Annotated in this window: 17 protein-coding genes and 1 other RNA gene; 12 read left to right on the top strand and 6 right to left on the bottom strand. The window is 61.9% G+C overall.

Annotated elements, in window-relative coordinates; translation table 11 throughout:
• Positions 1-15 precede the first annotated feature (15 nt).
• Positions 16-648: a flagellar basal body-associated protein FliL gene (locus BBF94_RS15815; RefSeq protein WP_065259925.1), complete on the top strand. Its 633-nt coding sequence runs from the start codon at positions 16-18 to the stop codon at positions 646-648.
• 173 nt (positions 649-821) lie between these two features.
• Complete coding sequence (locus BBF94_RS15810; RefSeq protein ID WP_065259924.1) at positions 822-1,430, top strand: energy transducer TonB; 609 nt, start codon at positions 822-824, stop codon at positions 1,428-1,430.
• Positions 1,431-1,481: 51 nt separating this feature from the next.
• Here BBF94_RS15810 and BBF94_RS15805 read toward each other — a convergent pair whose 3' ends face one another.
• On the bottom strand, positions 1,482-2,459 hold the full coding sequence (locus tag BBF94_RS15805; RefSeq protein ID WP_065259923.1) for an NADPH:quinone oxidoreductase family protein: 978 nt from the start codon (positions 2,457-2,459) through the stop codon (positions 1,482-1,484).
• Positions 2,460-2,609: 150 nt separating this feature from the next.
• Between BBF94_RS15805 and BBF94_RS15800 the strand changes: the two genes are divergently transcribed.
• Positions 2,610-3,017, top strand: coding sequence for a flagellar basal body-associated protein FliL (locus tag BBF94_RS15800; protein WP_065259922.1), 408 nt, complete (start codon positions 2,610-2,612; stop codon positions 3,015-3,017).
• Positions 3,018-3,159: 142 nt separating this feature from the next.
• On the opposite strand, the gene BBF94_RS15795 is transcribed toward BBF94_RS15800, so the two are convergent.
• Positions 3,160-3,612 (bottom strand): EVE domain-containing protein, encoded by a 453-nt coding sequence (locus tag BBF94_RS15795; protein ID WP_065259921.1) that lies wholly within the window; start codon positions 3,610-3,612, stop codon positions 3,160-3,162.
• Between the two features lie 197 nt (positions 3,613-3,809).
• Between BBF94_RS15795 and BBF94_RS28020 the strand changes: the two genes are divergently transcribed.
• Positions 3,810-3,965, top strand: coding sequence for a hypothetical protein (locus BBF94_RS28020; RefSeq protein WP_024014743.1), 156 nt, complete (start codon positions 3,810-3,812; stop codon positions 3,963-3,965).
• A gap of 37 nt (positions 3,966-4,002) precedes the next feature.
• On the opposite strand, the gene BBF94_RS15790 is transcribed toward BBF94_RS28020, so the two are convergent.
• From BBF94_RS15790 to BBF94_RS15775, 4 genes are all read right to left on the bottom strand, one after another.
• Positions 4,003-4,608, bottom strand: coding sequence for a 5-formyltetrahydrofolate cyclo-ligase (locus BBF94_RS15790; protein WP_065259920.1), 606 nt, complete (start codon positions 4,606-4,608; stop codon positions 4,003-4,005).
• A gap of 79 nt (positions 4,609-4,687) precedes the next feature.
• Positions 4,688-4,866: non-coding RNA, 6S RNA (gene ssrS, locus BBF94_RS15785), on the bottom strand.
• Positions 4,867-4,896: 30 nt separating this feature from the next.
• On the bottom strand, positions 4,897-5,214 hold the full coding sequence (locus BBF94_RS15780) for a cell division protein ZapA (protein ID WP_065259919.1): 318 nt from the start codon (positions 5,212-5,214) through the stop codon (positions 4,897-4,899).
• Positions 5,211-5,420 (bottom strand): TIGR02449 family protein, encoded by a 210-nt coding sequence (locus BBF94_RS15775; protein ID WP_007940359.1) that lies wholly within the window; start codon positions 5,418-5,420, stop codon positions 5,211-5,213. Before BBF94_RS15775 ends, BBF94_RS15780 begins: the two co-directional genes overlap by 4 nt.
• A gap of 125 nt (positions 5,421-5,545) precedes the next feature.
• On the opposite strand from BBF94_RS15775, the gene BBF94_RS15770 reads away from it, so the two are divergent.
• The 8 genes from BBF94_RS15770 (at position 5,546) to gcvH (ending at position 14,716) form a co-directional block, all read left to right on the top strand.
• On the top strand, positions 5,546-6,106 hold the full coding sequence (locus tag BBF94_RS15770; protein WP_065259918.1) for a YecA/YgfB family protein: 561 nt from the start codon (positions 5,546-5,548) through the stop codon (positions 6,104-6,106).
• Positions 6,107-6,133: 27 nt separating this feature from the next.
• Complete coding sequence (pepP, locus tag BBF94_RS15765; RefSeq protein WP_065259917.1) at positions 6,134-7,468, top strand: Xaa-Pro aminopeptidase; 1,335 nt, start codon at positions 6,134-6,136, stop codon at positions 7,466-7,468.
• Positions 7,465-8,652, top strand: a complete 1,188-nt coding sequence (gene ubiH / locus BBF94_RS15760; RefSeq protein WP_065259916.1) for a 2-octaprenyl-6-methoxyphenyl hydroxylase — start codon at positions 7,465-7,467, stop codon at positions 8,650-8,652. The genes pepP and ubiH overlap by 4 nt, the downstream gene beginning before the upstream one ends.
• Before the next feature lie 154 nt (positions 8,653-8,806).
• Positions 8,807-10,024, top strand: coding sequence for a 2-octaprenyl-3-methyl-6-methoxy-1,4-benzoquinol hydroxylase (locus BBF94_RS15755; protein WP_176704468.1), 1,218 nt, complete (start codon positions 8,807-8,809; stop codon positions 10,022-10,024).
• A gap of 255 nt (positions 10,025-10,279) precedes the next feature.
• Positions 10,280-11,284: an extracellular solute-binding protein gene (locus BBF94_RS15750; protein WP_065259914.1), complete on the top strand. Its 1,005-nt coding sequence runs from the start codon at positions 10,280-10,282 to the stop codon at positions 11,282-11,284.
• Positions 11,285-11,429: 145 nt separating this feature from the next.
• Entirely contained in the window at positions 11,430-13,046 is a 1,617-nt protein-coding gene (locus tag BBF94_RS15745; protein ID WP_065259913.1) for an ABC transporter permease, read from the top strand.
• A gap of 155 nt (positions 13,047-13,201) precedes the next feature.
• Positions 13,202-14,284: a glycine cleavage system aminomethyltransferase GcvT gene (gene gcvT, locus BBF94_RS15740; protein ID WP_065259912.1), complete on the top strand. Its 1,083-nt coding sequence runs from the start codon at positions 13,202-13,204 to the stop codon at positions 14,282-14,284.
• A gap of 48 nt (positions 14,285-14,332) precedes the next feature.
• A complete protein-coding gene (gcvH, locus tag BBF94_RS15735) occupies positions 14,333-14,716 on the top strand; it encodes a glycine cleavage system protein GcvH (protein ID WP_065259911.1) in 384 nt (127 codons plus the stop codon).
• Positions 14,717-14,734: the final 18 nt, after the last annotated feature.

The raw sequence follows: 14,734 nt of genomic DNA, 5'->3' as shown, positions 1-14,734 counted from the left end.
CTGCAGAGATGAATGATGGCTTTGAAGGTTCGCATGATGATGCGCCGCTTATTGGCGGTGACGTTTATTGCCGTCGCGGCGCTGACATTGATTTACGCCGACCACCCTGCACAATCCGGTTTGCGTAATGCCACGGTGCTGATCATCCGTCATGCGGAGAAACCGACCGAGGGCGCGGTACTCAATGCCCGGGGCGAACAGCGGGCTCTCGCCTACGCCGACTATTTCAATCCGTTGAAGCTGGATGGGCAGATGCTGACCCCTGAACGATTGATTGCCGCCGCTGACAGCCCGGTGAGTTCCCGCTCGCGCCTGACCCTGACACCGTTGGCCCAACGCCTGGACCTGCCGGTCGAACAGCCTTACATCAACGGGGACGTGCATGAGCTGGTCAGGCTGCTGCGCCAGAGCAATGAGGCGCCGACGATCCTGATCGCCTGGCACCATGGCCATATCAACAAGCTGATTCAGGCGTTCGGCGGCGACAGTACAGCCCTGATGGGGCAAAAAAAATGGCCGGACGAGGTGTACGACTGGCTGATCGTGCTGCGCTTCGACGATAAGGGCCAGATCATCAGGACCGACAGCCGGAAGGTTCTGGAGCATTTGTTGCCAGGTGACGAGGCGGACGCAAGCCAGGGGAAGTAGTCCGTCGGAAAAGTTACTGGTAGATGATTCCTTCACGCTTGCACCCAATTTCCCGTCGAGACTTGGGCAATTTCCTGCATTCACTTCAGAAGCCGCGCTATTCAGTTGAAAATCATTGCTCCGTAACCTTTGTGATGTTGCCGAGAGGGCGTGTCAGTGCGGAAGGTACGGGAATGAAGCAATGGATCATGGCTGTCGTTTTGTTGGTCATTTTCCCTGCTCAGGCGGGAGAAGTGTTTGTGATTCCGGACAACACCCCCAGGCCGGTTTACCCGCCTGCGTTATCGAGAGCGGGGATCACCGGTGACGTTAAGGTCCGTTTCATGGCCAATTCGGATGGTTCGGTGAGCGAAATCAGCATTCTGCAAAGTGATCATCCGGATCTGGCGCAGGCGGTCAGGGATGCGATAGAACAGTGGAGGTTCAAGCCGTGGACGGTTGACGCCGACAAGCCTGCCAGACAGGAAATCGTGGCGCCCATGGTCTTTCTCCTCGAAGCGCCGGAGGGTGCCCACCAATGGGTTCAGCAGTTGAAATGCCGAGAGTTCAACGAACTGCTCAATCGAATGCCCGAGTATTCATGGGTCGACTCGGCGCCGTTTCACTATCTCCGTGACCACTTGTCGAGCGCTCTCTTCAAGCCACCACTGTCGAAAGACGAAAGACTCGCGCTGATTGCCAGACTGAACCGAAGCGTGGAGGGCGTCGTCTGGCGTTGCCGACAGTGGCCGGTGAGCAGGTTCACGAGGTTTTTGCCGGAAGATGTCCGCAAGTTGCTTTAGTGCCGGACGCAGTGAATGGCGATCCGGACAGCATCCGAATCGCCAATTCAGTCAGCGCACCTGCACCACCACCTTGCCCACAGCCTTGCGCTGTCCCAGATCATTGATCGCCTGTGCGGCTTCGCTCAGTGAATACACCTGCGACACCAGCGGCTTCAGCTTGCCCTCGGCAAACCAGCCGAACAATTGCTGGAAGTTCGCCGCGTTGTCCTGGGGCTGGCGCTGGGCGAAGGAGCCCCAGAACACCCCGAGTACCGCCGCGCCCTTGAGCAGCGCAAGGTTGACCGGCAGTTCGGGAATGCGTCCGCTGGCGAAGCCGACCACCAGCAGTCGGCCATTCCAGGCGATGGCGCGAATGGCCTGGTCGAACAGGTCGCCGCCGACCGGGTCGTAGATCACGTCGGCACCCTGGCCGTCGGTCAGGCGTTTGATTTCGTCCTTGAGACTGGTTTCGCTGTAGTTGATCAGTTCGTCAGCACCGGCAGCCTTGGCCACGGCGAGTTTCTCTGCGCTGCTGGCGGCAGCGATCACCCGGGCGCCCATGGCCTTGCCGATCTCCACGGCGGCCAGACCAACACCACCGGAGGCACCGAGCACCAGCAGGGTTTCACCCGGCTGCAGATTGCCGCGCTGCCTGAGTGCGTGCATCGAGGTGCCGTAGGTCATGCTGAACGCCGCGGCGGTGTTGAAATCCATCGTCGGTGGAATCGGCAGTACGTTATAGCCCGGCACCGCGACCTGATCGGCGAAGCTGCCCCAGCCGGTCAGGGCCATGACTCGATCACCAACCTTCAAGTGACTGACCTTCTCCCCCACCGCGCTGACCACGCCTGAAGCTTCGCCACCGGGCGAGAACGGAAAGGGCGGCTTGAATTGATACTTGCCCTCGATGATCAGCGTGTCCGGAAAGTTGACCCCGGCGGCGTGCACATCCAGCAGGATTTCATTCTTCTTCGCGACAGGACTGGCGACGTCTTCCAGCACCAGCGATTCGGCAGGGCCGAAGGCTTTGCACAGCACGGCTTTCATCAGGGCTATTCCTTTGGGAGTGATGGCCGATAAGTGTAGGTGTGGCAGTCAACGGGTCAACGAGCATGCCCGGCCCTGATAGTCCGCCATAAGCTTGTGCTTGCGCGGCGGGTCGTTATGCTAGGCCGCAAACCGGATAAGGAGCGAATTGTGAAAGCGTGGATCATGTTGTTGCTGGCCCTGTCTCTGCCTGTGGCAGCGCTGGCCGAAGAAGCCAAAGAAGGCGAGGCGCCGAAGGTCAACTACATCACCTTGAGCCCGCCGTTCGTGGGCAACTACGGGCTCGACGGCACACCGAAGCTCAAGGTCTACAAGGCCGACGTGGCGTTGCGGGTGACCGGCGACGAAGCGACCAAACTGGTCAAGGCCAACGAGCCGCTGATCCGCAATCAGCTGGTGGCGCTGTTCACCCAGCAGACTACCGATGCGATGGGCAGTATCGAAGGCAAGGAAAAGCTGCGTCAGGAAGCCTTGAAGCAGACCCAGCAAGTGATGAATGACGAAACCGGCAAGCCGGTGGTCGAGGATCTGTTGTTCAACAACCTGATCATTCAGTAAGACATTCGTTGTCCGGGCGGGCCTCATCGCGAGCAAGCTCGCTCCCACGGAGGTTTTGTGGTGCAACACATTTGTGTGATCGCCGCTGAACCCTGTGGGAGCGAGCTTGCTCGCGATGGCATTTTGTCAGGCGACAAATGACTCAGGGTTTCAACGCAATAACCGCCGCCCATTGCTCGGCCGTCACCGGCATCACCGACAGTCGCGAGCCTTTCTGCACCAGTGGCATTTCGGCCAGCGCGGCCTGCTGCTTCAGGTAATCCAGTTTCAACACCCGGGAAAACGTCTCGACATGAGCGACGTCGATGGCGCTCCAGGCGTTTTTCTCCGGCGTGGCTTTCGGGTCGAAGTAGTGGCTTTGCGGTTCCAGTGCGGTGGGATCCGGGTACGCGGCCTGGATGATTTTGCCGATCCCGGCAATCCCCGGCTCAGGACAGCTGGAGTGATAAAAAAAGAACTCATCTCCTGCCGCCATGGCCCGCAGGAAGTTGCGGGCCTGATAGTTGCGCACCCCGTCCCAGCGCGCCTTGCCGAGCTTTTCCAGACCCTTGATCGAGAGTTCGTCGGGCTCGGATTTCATCAGCCAAAAGGCCATGTCGTGTGCTCCTGAAAGGGTCATTGGGCAGGTTGTCGGGCAATTTTATGACAAACCGACAGTCGGTTGACGCCAGCATTTGCGCAGCGGTTCACGTTGTCGCAAAATGCCGGCCTTTAAAGCTTGACGCTGCTGCACGGCCTACGAATGGAAACCGCTGCTGTCATCGTGATGATGTGCCTTGAGGGGGGCAATCGATGAAACGCAAACCGGATTTGCTGTGGACTCTGGTGATTTTGTTCGGCTTGGGCGTCGTGACCACCGGTTATGCGCAAAGCCTGTGGGCCAACAAGACCGATGCTCCGATTGAAGTAGCGCAACAGGTACAGCAGTCGACCGCATTCAAACGCTGAAACCGTCTTTCCGACGCCGCTGACTCCCTCGCGGCGTCTACCCTGCGAAATACCGCGCCCTGTCGGTCACCGCTCCCTGCAACGGTACATCCCAGCTGGCCTGTGCCAGTCGTTCGACCTTCTGACATTCATGGGCCAGGCCCAGCAGCGTCGGTTTGCGCCAGCTCTGGCGGCGGGCCAGATACGCAAGGCTGCGGTCGTAGAAACCGCCGCCCATTCCCAGGCGTCCGCCGACGTCGTCGAATCCCACCAATGGCAACAACACCAGATCCAGTGCCCATATCTTGCGCTGACGGGCCGGATTGACCCGTGGCTCCAGAATACGGAAGCGATTGCGCCGCAGTTTCTCGCCGGGGCTGATCTGCTGAAAGACCATTTTGGTACGTGGCCAGGCGCTCAGCACCGGCAGGTAGGTCTTCTTGCCTCGACGCTGGGCGGCGCGCAACAACAGGCGCGGATCGATTTCGCCGTCGGTGGGCAGGTACAGGGAAATATGTTTCGCCCGGCGAAATTGCGGGTCCTGTGCCAGCTGTTTATACAGGCCTTCGGCGGCCGCGCGTTGCTGGCTCGGCGTCAGGGAGCGGCGGGCCTTGCGCAGCAGGCGGCGCAGTTGGGGGCGGGGCAGCAGCGCGGGTTCGGTCATGGTCGGCTTCGGCAGGATGGGACGAAAACGTACGCATAAAAAATCCGATGCCGGCATGCACCGGCATCGGATTCGAATCAGGCTCCCCGGATGAGCCGCTGTCGACTTAGCCCTTGAACCCGAGAGTTCAAGGTGGAGGATGCAGTAGGCTTTAAGGCTTTCCGTCTGGCGGACATGCACACCAGCCCAACGTGCAACCCCCAGGGTAGTGCAAATCGGCTCAGGGACATCGTCAACTGGCAAGCACCCCAGGGAGTGCGGCGAGTATACCTCAAGCGGTCCGGTGAATCAGCCCTTGCTGATGTCCGGATCGTCGGCCAGCGCCAGATCGACCCGATCGAGCAAGTCGCGTACCTGTTCACGGGTCGAGCCGCTGGTCTGGATGTCCGGGCGCTCTTCCTTGTGCAAGAGATCGTGGGTGATGTTCAGGGCGGCCATCACGGCGATGCGGTCGGCGCCGATGACTTTGCCGCTGCTGCGGATCTCGCGCATCTTGCCGTCCAGATAGCGTGCGGCACTGACCAGGTTGCTGCGTTCTTCCTGGGGGCAGATGATCGAATATTCTTTGTCGAGGATCTGCACGGTAACGCTATTGCTTGAACTCATGAGTCTTGCTCCAGGGCCTTGAGGCGCGAAATCATCGATTCGACCTTACGCCGGGCGATTTCGTTTTTTTCAATGAGGTGAGCGCGTTCCTCGCGCCAGGTCTTTTCCTGAGCTAGTAAGAGTGCGTTTTGACTCTTTAGTTGCTCGACCCGAGTAATCAGCAGCTCGAGTCTGGCCATCAGCGCTTGCAGGTCGGTGTCTTCCATTGTGTCCACTGATTCGGTCTGATGGGTTTGGCCGGGAGGCAGCCTTTAATGGTCTTGGCGTGTCTGTCGATGTAGGATACAAGGCCTTCATTCTAGACATAGCGCCGTCTGGCGCCTAGCTGCCCATGCCCATTCAGAATTCCCCGTACCAAGCCTTTGCCACCCTGCTGACTGCCAGCGGTCACAACGTCTCGCCTGCCGAACTGCATGGCCTGCTGCTCGGCCGCAGCTGCGCCGGTGCCGGCTTCGACAATGAAGGCTGGTTGATCGACGCCGCCGAACTGCTCGAAGGCGATATTCAGGACAACGTCCGCAACGCCCTCGTCGGCCTGCAGGAAATGGTCAAGGGCGAGCTCACCGGCGACGACGTGACCGTCGTGCTGCTGTTGCCGACCGATGACGTGCCGCTGGCCGACCGCGCCGCCGCACTGGGCCAGTGGTGCCAGGGCTTCCTCACCGGTTTCGGTCTGAACTGCCGCGACAGCAGCATGCTGAGCACCGAGGCCACCGAAGTGTTGCAGGATCTGGCGGCGATCTCCCAGGTGCAAGATGCTCTGGAAGAGTCCGAAGACGGCGAAAGCGACTACATGGAAGTCATGGAGTACCTGCGTGTAGCGCCGCTGCTGCTGTTCTCCGAAACCAGGAAAACCGACGTGCCGCCAGCCGCCAAGCCGTCGCTGCACTGATCGCGTGCCAGGGAAAGCCATCTGCCCATGATCCATATCCCGAAAGCGGAATACGCCCGTCGCCGCAAGGCGCTGATGGCGCAGATGGAACCCGACAGCATCGCCATCCTGCCAGCCGCCGCGGTTGCCATTCGCAACCGCGACGTCGAGCACGTCTACCGTCAGGACAGCGACTTCCAGTACCTCAGCGGTTTCCCCGAGCCGCAGGCGGTGATCGTGCTGATGCCCGGTCGCGAACATGGCGAATACATACTGTTCTGCCGTGAGCGCAACGCCGAACGGGAACTCTGGGATGGCCTGCGCGCCGGCCAGGAAGGCGCGATCCGTGATTACGGCGCCGACGACGCTTTCCCCATCACAGACATTGACGACATCCTGCCGGGCCTGATCGAAGGCCGCGACCGGGTGTATTCGGCGATGGGCAGCAACCCGGAATTCGACCGCCACCTGATGGACTGGATCAACGTGATCCGCTCCAAGGCCCACCTCGGCGCCCAGCCGCCGAACGAATTCGTTGCCCTGGATCACCTGCTGCACGACATGCGCCTGTATAAATCGGCGGCAGAAGTGAAGGTGATGCGCGAAGCGGCGCGGATTTCCGCCCAGGCTCATATCCGCGCGATGCAGGCCAGTCGTGCCGGATTGTACGAGTACAGCCTGGAAGCCGAACTCGATTACGAATTCCGCAAGGGCGGGGCGAAGATGCCGGCCTACGGATCGATCGTCGCGTCGGGGCGCAACAGTTGCATCCTGCATTACCAGCAGAATGACGCGCAGCTCAAGGACGGCGATCTGGTATTGATCGACGCCGGTTGCGAGATCGACTGCTATGCCAGCGACATCACTCGTACCTGGCCTGTGAACGGCAAGTTCTCGACCGAGCAGAAGGCGATCTACGAACTGGTATTGGCCGCGCAGGAAGCCGCCTTCGCCGAAATCGCCCCGAACAGGCACTGGAACCAGGCGCACGAAGCGACGGTTCGGGTCATTACCGCCGGATTGGTGAAGCTGGGGCTGTTGCAGGGCGAGGTGGATGAGTTGATCGCTTCGGAGGCCTACAAGGCGTTTTACATGCACCGCGCCGGCCACTGGCTGGGCATGGATGTGCATGACGTCGGCGAGTACAGGGTCGGTGGCGAATGGCGCGTGCTGGAGGTCGGCATGGCGCTGACCGTGGAACCGGGCATTTACATCGCCCCGGACAACCAGAATGTAGCGAAGAAGTGGCGCGGCATTGGCGTGCGCATCGAGGACGACGTGGTAGTGACCAAGAGCAGTTGTGAAATCCTGACGGGTGGCGTGCCGAAAACCGTCGCCGAAATCGAAGCGCTGATGGCGCAGGCACGGACCGGTGCAGCATGAGTCGGGTCAATCTGGCAATCATCGGTGGTGGCCTGGTCGGCGCCAGTCTGGCGCTGGCGTTGCAGGCCGGGGCCAGGGCGCGTGGCTGGAAGATCGTGCTGATCGAACCGTTTGCTCCCGGCGACAGCTGGCAGCCAAGTTACGATGCCCGCTCCTCGGCGCTGTCTTTTGGTTCCCGACAGATTTATCAACGGCTGGGTGTGTGGCAGGAAATTTCCCGTCGCGCCGAGCCGATCAAGCAGATTCATGTGTCCGACCGTGGCCGTTTCTCCACCGCTCGATTGTCGGCGATGGAAGAGGGCGTGCCGGCGCTGGGTTATGTTGTGGAAAACGCCTGGCTCGGTCATTGCCTGTGGCAGCACGTCGACAAGGACGTGATCAGCTGGCGTTGCCCGGCGGAGGTCACTCGCATGGAGCCGCTGCCGGACGGCTATCGCTTGACCCTCAACGATGAGACCACTCTTGAGTGCGATCTGGCGGTGCTCGCCGATGGCGGCCGCTCCGGTCTGCGCGAGCAACTGGGCATCAACGTGCGCAAGCGTCCGTACAACCAGAGCGCGCTGATCGCCAACATCACCCCGAGCGAAGCGCACAACGGCATGGCCTTCGAGCGCTTCACCGACGAAGGCCCGATGGCTTTGTTGCCGCTGCCGGAAAACCGCTGCGCGCTGGTCTGGACCCGTCTGGGCATGGACGCGCAACGTCTGGCGCAACTGAATGAACGCGACTTCCTCAGTGAGTTGCAAGGCGTGTTCGGTTACCGCCTCGGCACTCTGAAACAGGTCGGCGCGCGGCATCTGTATCCGCTGTCGCTGGTGGAGGCCGAAGAGCAGGTGCGTTCGCATCTGGCCGTGCTCGGCAACGCTGCCCACAGCCTGCACCCGATTGCCGGGCAGGGTTTCAACCTGTCCCTGCGCGATGCCGATGCACTGGCCGCCGCACTGCTGGCCAGCGACAAACCGCTGGGGGATTTCGCCACGTTGCAGGCGTATCGCGAGCGTCAGCGTCTGGATCAGGACCTCACCGTAGGCTTCTCCGATCAGGTCACGCGGCTGTTCGGCAGTACCCAGCCACTGGTTTCGCTGGGACGCAACATCGGCCTGCTGGGCCTCGATCTGCTGCCGCCGGCCAAACGCTGGTTCGCCCGTCAGGCCATGGGGCTGGGGACGCGGCCGGATGCGTGAGCGGCTGATCGGACAGTCTGGCAAGGCACGGCCGATGCGCTGGATCATGAGTGTCTACTTGCCGTATTTCGATGTCGGTAACCCGATGGTGCGGATCGGTAAAACCCTTTACGTGCGGCTCGAGCCGCCAGCGAGACAGGTTTAAAGCATGGAAATGCGCGCGGATGTGCTGATTGTCGGAGCCGGAATGGTCGGCAGCGCCCTGGCGCTGGCGTTGCAGGACAGCGGGCTGGAAGTCCTGCTGCTCGACGGCAGCCCGCTGAGCGTCAAACCCTTCGCCGGCGACGCACCGTTCGAGCCACGAGTCAGCGCGCTGTCGGCAGCCAGCCAGCGGATTCTCGATCGCCTCGGCGTGTGGGACGGCATCGTCAACCGACGCAGCAGTCCGTACACCGACATGCACGTCTGGGACGGCAGCGGCACCGGGCAGATCCACTTCTCGGCCAGCAGCGTGCACGCCGAAGTGCTCGGCCACATCGTCGAAAACCGCGTGGTGCAGGACGCCTTGCTCGACCGTTTGCACGATTGTGACCTGGGCCTGCTGGCCAATGCGCGGCTGGAGCAGATGCGCCGCTCCGGTGACGACTGGCTGCTGACCCTGGCCGATGGCCGCACCTTGCGTGCGCCGCTGGTGATCGCGGCGGACGGCGCCAACTCCGCCGTGCGCCGTCTGACCGGTGTCGCCACCCGCGAATGGGATTATCTGCACCACGCTATCGTCACCAGTGTGCGCAGCAGCAAACCGCACCGCATGACCGCATGGCAGCGTTTCACCGATCACGGGCCGCTGGCGTTTCTACCGCTGGAGCGGGACGGGCAGCAGGACTGGTGCTCGATCGTCTGGTCGACCACGCCGAGTGAGGCCGAACGGCTGATGGCGTTGAATGAAGCGGATTTCTGCCGTGAGCTGGAGCGCGCCTTCGAAGGCTGCCTCGGCGAGGTCGTCAGTGCCGACCCGCGGCTGTGCGTGCCGCTGCGTCAACGCCATGCCAAGCGCTATGTGGCCGAAGGCCTCGCGCTGATCGGCGACGCGGCGCACACCATCCACCCGTTGGCGGGGCAGGGGGTGAATCTCGGTTTCCTCGATGCCGCCGTGCTGGCCGAGGTGTTGCTGCAAGCCAACGAACGCGGCGAACGGCTGGCGGACGTGAAAGTCCTGAGCCGCTACGAGCGTCGGCGCATGCCGCACAACCTGGCGCTCATGGCGGCGATGGAAGGCTTCGAGCGGTTGTTCCAGGCCGATCCGCTGCCGCTGCGCTGGTTGCGCAATACCGGGTTGAAAATCGTCGAGCAGATGCCCGAGGCCAAAGCGCTGTTCGTGCGTGAAGCGTTGGGGTTGACCGGGGACCTTCCCGTCCTGGCTAAATCTTAATTCTCCGTTGAGACTGAGGGCCCTTTCGTCGGATCGCCGCCCGGAGCAAGCCCGCTCCCACAGTGGTCAGTGTGAAATTCCAATTTGAGTACACCCTGGAACCCTGTGGGAGCGGGCTTGCCCGCGAAGGCGTCAGATCAGGCACCGCCTATGCCGTGCAACATCTGGTAACTCCTTGGGAAAGTGATCGATTGAGCTGGTAAATGTGAGTCCTTATCATTTGGGCCACTTTTTTCCGACCGAGAGATCACTTCCATGTTGGCATCCAAGCGTCTTCTGACCGCCCTGGCCCTGACCCTGATCGGCAGCACCGCCGCTCAGGCCGCCGACGAGGTGGTGGTCTACTCCTCGCGCATCGATGAGCTGATCAAACCGGTGTTCGATGCCTACACCGCCAGGACCGGGGTGAAGATCAAGTTCATCACCGACAAGGAAGCGCCGCTGATGCAACGGATCAAGGCCGAAGGCGAGAACGCCACCGCCGACCTGCTGCTGACCGTCGATGCCGGCAACCTGTGGCAGGCCGAGCAGATGGGCATTCTCCAGCCCTTCACCTCGAAAACCATCGACGCCAACATTCCCCTGCAATATCGCTCCTCCAGCCACGCCTGGACCGGCCTGAGCCTGCGCGCGCGGACCATCGCCTATTCCACCGAGCGCGTGAAACCGGGCGAGCTGACCACCTACGAAGCGCTGGCCGACAAGAACTGGGAAGGTCGCCTGTGCCTGCGCACGGCGAAGAAGGTCTACAACCAGTCGCTGACCGCCACCCTGATCGAAGTCCACGGTGCCGAGAAAACCGAAAAGATCCTCAAGGGCTGGGTCAACAACCTGTCCACCGACGTGTTCTCCGACGACGTCGCGGTGCTCGAAGCGATCAATGCCGGCCAGTGCGATGTGGGCATCGTCAACACTTACTACTACGGTCGCCTGCACAAGCAAAAGCCGGATCTGCCGGTGAAACTGTTCTGGCCGAACCAGGCGGACCGCGGTGTGCACGTCAACCTGTCGGGCATCGGCCTGACCAGACATGCACCGCACCCGGAAGCGGCCAAGGCGCTGGTGGAGTGGATGACCACGCCTGAAGCGCAGAAGATCTTCGCTGACGTGAACCAGGAATTCCCGGCGAATCCGGCGGTGAAGCCTTCGGAAGAAGTGGCGGCGTGGGGGCAGTTCGTGGCCGATACGCTGCCGGTCGAAGTGGCGGGCAAGCGTCAGGCTGAAGCGATCCGGATGATGGATCGGGCGGGCTGGAACTGACGCTGCGAGTTGATCGTTCCCACGCTCCGCGTGGGAATGCAGCCCTGGACGCTCTGCGTCGCATCATCGACAGCGTGACGCAGAGCGTCACGGAATGTGTGCCCACGCAGAGCGTGGGCACAATTATTTGAACGAGAGCGTTTCCTTGTCCCACCCCGCCCAACGCCGCTGGTACCCCATTGTCTTCGCCATCGCCGCGTTGGTGCTGCTGCCCCTCAGCGTCCTACTGCTGTCGTGGCAGACCATCGACCAGCAGATCTGGTCGCACCTGTGGGAAACCCAGATGCCGCGCCTGCTGGGCAACACCCTGACGCTGGTCGTCGGCGTCGGCATCGGCGTGACCCTGTTGGGCGTCAGCCTCGCCTGGCTTACCAGCCTCTGCGAATTCCCCGGTCGGCGCTGGCTCGACTGGGCGCTGATGCTGCCGTTCGCAATCCCGGCCTATGTGCTGGCGTTCGTGTTCGTCGGCCTGTTGGACTTCGCCGGACCCGTGCAAAGCCTGCTGCGCGAATGGTTCGGAACCGGTTTGCGTCTGCCGCGAGTGCGCTCCACCGGTGGCGTGATTCTGGTGTTGGTGCTGGTGTTCTACCCCTACGTTTATCTGCTGGCGCGCACCGCGTTTCTCGCTCAAGGCAAAGGCCTGATGGAAGCGGCGCGGGTGCTCGGCCAGTCACCGTGGCAAGCGTTCTGGCGGGTGGCATTGCCGATGGCGCGGCCGGCCATCGGTGCCGGTGTGGCGCTGGCCTTGATGGAAACCCTGGCGGATTTCGGCGCGGTGTCGGTGTTCAACTTCGACACCTTCACCACCGCGATCTACAAGACCTGGTATGGCTTCTTCAGCCTGTCGAGCGCTGCGCAACTGGCCAGTCTGTTGTTGCTGGTGGTGATGCTGGTGTTGTACGGCGAACGTCGCGCCCGGGGCGCCAATCGGGCGGGCAACGAGCGACCGCGGGTCAAGGCGCTGTATCACCTGCGCGGGGCCAGGGCCTGGGCAGCGACCGGATGGTGCGGTCTGGTGTTCGCCTGTGCGTTTGTCATTCCGGTGCTGCAACTGCTGGTGTGGTTCTGGCAGCGCGGGCGTTTCGATCTGGATGAGCGCTACGCCGGGCTGATTCTGCACACCTTGTATCTGGGCGGCATGGCGGCGCTGATCACCGTCAGCGTGGCGATGTTGCTGGCGTTCGCCCGGCGTCTGGCACCGACGCCGGCCATCCGCTCCGCCGTCAGTCTGGCCAATCTCGGCTACGCGTTGCCGGGCTCGGTGCTGGCGGTGTCGATCATGCTGGCGTTCAGTTATCTGGATCGGGAGCTGGTGATTCCGCTCTCAGGCTGGCTCGGCGGTGAGGGCAAACCGCTGCTGCTGGGCAGTCTGGCGGCGTTGCTGATGGCGTATCTGGTGCGCTTCGTGGCGGTGGCTTACGGGCCGCTGGAAAGCAGTCTGGCGCGTATACGGCCCTCTTTGCCCGAAGCGGCACGTAGCCTGGGTGTCAGTGGGCCGCGACTGTTTTTCAAAGTGTATCTGCCGTTGCTGCTGCCCGGCACGCTCAGCGCCGCGCTGCTGGTGTTCGTCGATGTGCTCAAGGAAATGCCGGCGACCCTGCTGATGCGCCCGTTTGGCTGGGACACGCTGGCTGTGCGCATCTTCGAGATGACCAGCGAAGGTGAATGGGCGCGGGCATCGTTGCCGGCGCTGACGCTGGTGCTGGTCGGCTTGTTGCCGGTCATTGGACTGATCCGTCGTTCGGCCCACGGAAACACTTAGTAGTGAGACCTGAAGCATGCGGCTACAATGCGCGGCATTCGGTGCGGTCCGTCTGACAGACCCTGTCGCTGAAGTCGGCTGAGGGCCTTCCTTGCGGGGTTTTCAAACCGTGCAGCAGCGCTCCGCACCTTCGCCACGCCCGGAAGGAGAAACCCATGGGACAGCGTACGCCTCTGTATGACCTGCATCTCGCCCTCGGCGCGAAGATGGTCGATTTTGGCGGTTGGGACATGCCACTGCATTACGGCTCGCAGGTCGAGGAACACCACGAGGTGCGTCGCGATTGCGGGGTGTTCGATGTTTCCCACATGACCGTGATCGATGTCACCGGCCAACAGGCCAGGGCCTGGCTCCGGCATTTGCTGGCCAACGACGTCGAACGCCTGCACAGCCCGGGCCGGGCGTTGTACAGCACGATGCTCAACGAGCGCGGCGGCATTGTCGATGACATGATCGTCTATCGCCTCGATGACGGTTACCGGCTGGTGGTCAACGCTTCGACTCGCGATCAGGATCTGGCCTGGATGCAGGCGCATCTTGCCGGCTTCGACGTGCAGCTGCGCGAACGCACCGATCTGGCGATGCTCGCCATTCAAGGCCCTCATGCCCGGCAGAAGATTGCCGAACTGGTGACCCAGTCCCGCGCCAGTCTGATCCAGGTGCTCAAGCCTTTCGAAGGCCAGGTCGACGGCGACTGGTTCATTGCCCGTACCGGTTACACCGGCGAAGACGGGCTGGAAATCGCCCTGCCGGCCGATCAGGCCCCCGGATTCTTCAACGATCTGGTAGGCGCCGGCATTTCTCCCATTGGCCTCGGTGCCCGCGATACGTTGCGGGTGGAAGCCGGCATGAATCTCTACGGTCAGGATATTCATCAAGACGTTTCGCCGCTGGCCTCGAACATGGCCTGGAGCATCGCCTGGGAGCCGGCCACGCGCCGGTTCATCGGTCGTGATGCGCTGGAAGCGGAAAAAACCGCTGGCGTGCAGCACAAACTGGTGGGCCTGGTGCTCGAGGAACGCGGGGTTTTGCGTGCGCATCAGGTGGTTCGTATCGCTGATGTTGGCGAAGGAGAGATCACCAGTGGTAGTTTCTCTCCTACGCTTAGCAAGTCGATTGCCCTGGCGCGCGTACCGATGGCGACAGCCGACCGCGCCGAAGTGGAAATCCGTGGCAAGTGGTATCCGGTACGAGTGGTTAAACCGACCTTCGTCCGCCACGGCAAAACCTTGATCTAACCTTTCCCGGCGGGTACGACCGCTGACAATTTCTTGAGGACACCGAGCATGAGCAATATCCCCGCCGACCTGCGTTTTGCCGAAAGTCATGAATGGGCGCGCCTGGAAGCCGACGGCACCGTCACCGTGGGCATCAGCGATCACGCACAGCAAGCGCTGGGCGACGTGGTGTTCGTCGAGCTGACTGAAGTCGGCAAGGTGTTTGCTGCCGGTGATGCGGCGGGTGTTGTGGAATCGGTCAAGGCCGCTTCCGACATCTATGCCCCGGTCGGCGGCGAAGTGATCGCGGTCAACGAGGAACTGGCGGATTCGCCGGAACTGCTGAACGAAGAACCGTATGAGTCGTGGATCTTCAAGCTCAAGCCAAGCGACAAGTCCGAGCTGGACAAGCTGCTCGACGCCGATGCCTACAGGAAATCCATCGGCGAATAAGCTTCACGCGCCACCGCA

This window comes from Pseudomonas bananamidigenes (assembly GCF_001679645.1).
Taxonomy (GTDB): Bacteria; Pseudomonadota; Gammaproteobacteria; order Pseudomonadales; family Pseudomonadaceae; genus Aquipseudomonas; species Aquipseudomonas bananamidigenes.
Note: the sequence above shows the minus strand (reverse complement) of the source record. Positions and strands in the feature narration are given on the sequence as shown.

Bases quoted from the DNA above. Each gene is read 5' to 3' on its own strand.
- BBF94_RS15755 (WP_176704468.1), top strand. From the start codon at position 8,807: ATGCGCGCGGATGTGCTGATTGTCGGAGCCGGAATGGTCGGCAGCGCC.
- BBF94_RS15750 (WP_065259914.1), top strand. From the start codon at position 10,280: ATGTTGGCATCCAAGCGTCTTCTGACCGCCCTGGCCCTGACCCTGATC.
- BBF94_RS28020 (WP_024014743.1), top strand. From the start codon at position 3,810: ATGAAACGCAAACCGGATTTGCTGTGGACTCTGGTGATTTTGTTCGGC.
- pepP (WP_065259917.1), top strand. From the start codon at position 6,134: ATGATCCATATCCCGAAAGCGGAATACGCCCGTCGCCGCAAGGCGCTG.
- BBF94_RS15790 (WP_065259920.1), bottom strand. From the start codon at position 4,608: ATGACCGAACCCGCGCTGCTGCCCCGCCCCCAACTGCGCCGCCTGCTG.
- gcvH (WP_065259911.1), top strand. From the start codon at position 14,333: ATGAGCAATATCCCCGCCGACCTGCGTTTTGCCGAAAGTCATGAATGG.
- BBF94_RS15805 (WP_065259923.1), bottom strand. From the start codon at position 2,459: ATGAAAGCCGTGCTGTGCAAAGCCTTCGGCCCTGCCGAATCGCTGGTG.
- ubiH (WP_065259916.1), top strand. From the start codon at position 7,465: ATGAGTCGGGTCAATCTGGCAATCATCGGTGGTGGCCTGGTCGGCGCC.
- BBF94_RS15795 (WP_065259921.1), bottom strand. From the start codon at position 3,612: ATGGCCTTTTGGCTGATGAAATCCGAGCCCGACGAACTCTCGATCAAG.
- BBF94_RS15770 (WP_065259918.1), top strand. From the start codon at position 5,546: ATGCCCATTCAGAATTCCCCGTACCAAGCCTTTGCCACCCTGCTGACT.
- BBF94_RS15815 (WP_065259925.1), top strand. From the start codon at position 16: ATGGCTTTGAAGGTTCGCATGATGATGCGCCGCTTATTGGCGGTGACG.
- BBF94_RS15780 (WP_065259919.1), bottom strand. From the start codon at position 5,214: ATGAGTTCAAGCAATAGCGTTACCGTGCAGATCCTCGACAAAGAATAT.
- BBF94_RS15775 (WP_007940359.1), bottom strand. From the start codon at position 5,420: ATGGAAGACACCGACCTGCAAGCGCTGATGGCCAGACTCGAGCTGCTG.
- BBF94_RS15810 (WP_065259924.1), top strand. From the start codon at position 822: ATGAAGCAATGGATCATGGCTGTCGTTTTGTTGGTCATTTTCCCTGCT.
- gcvT (WP_065259912.1), top strand. From the start codon at position 13,202: ATGGGACAGCGTACGCCTCTGTATGACCTGCATCTCGCCCTCGGCGCG.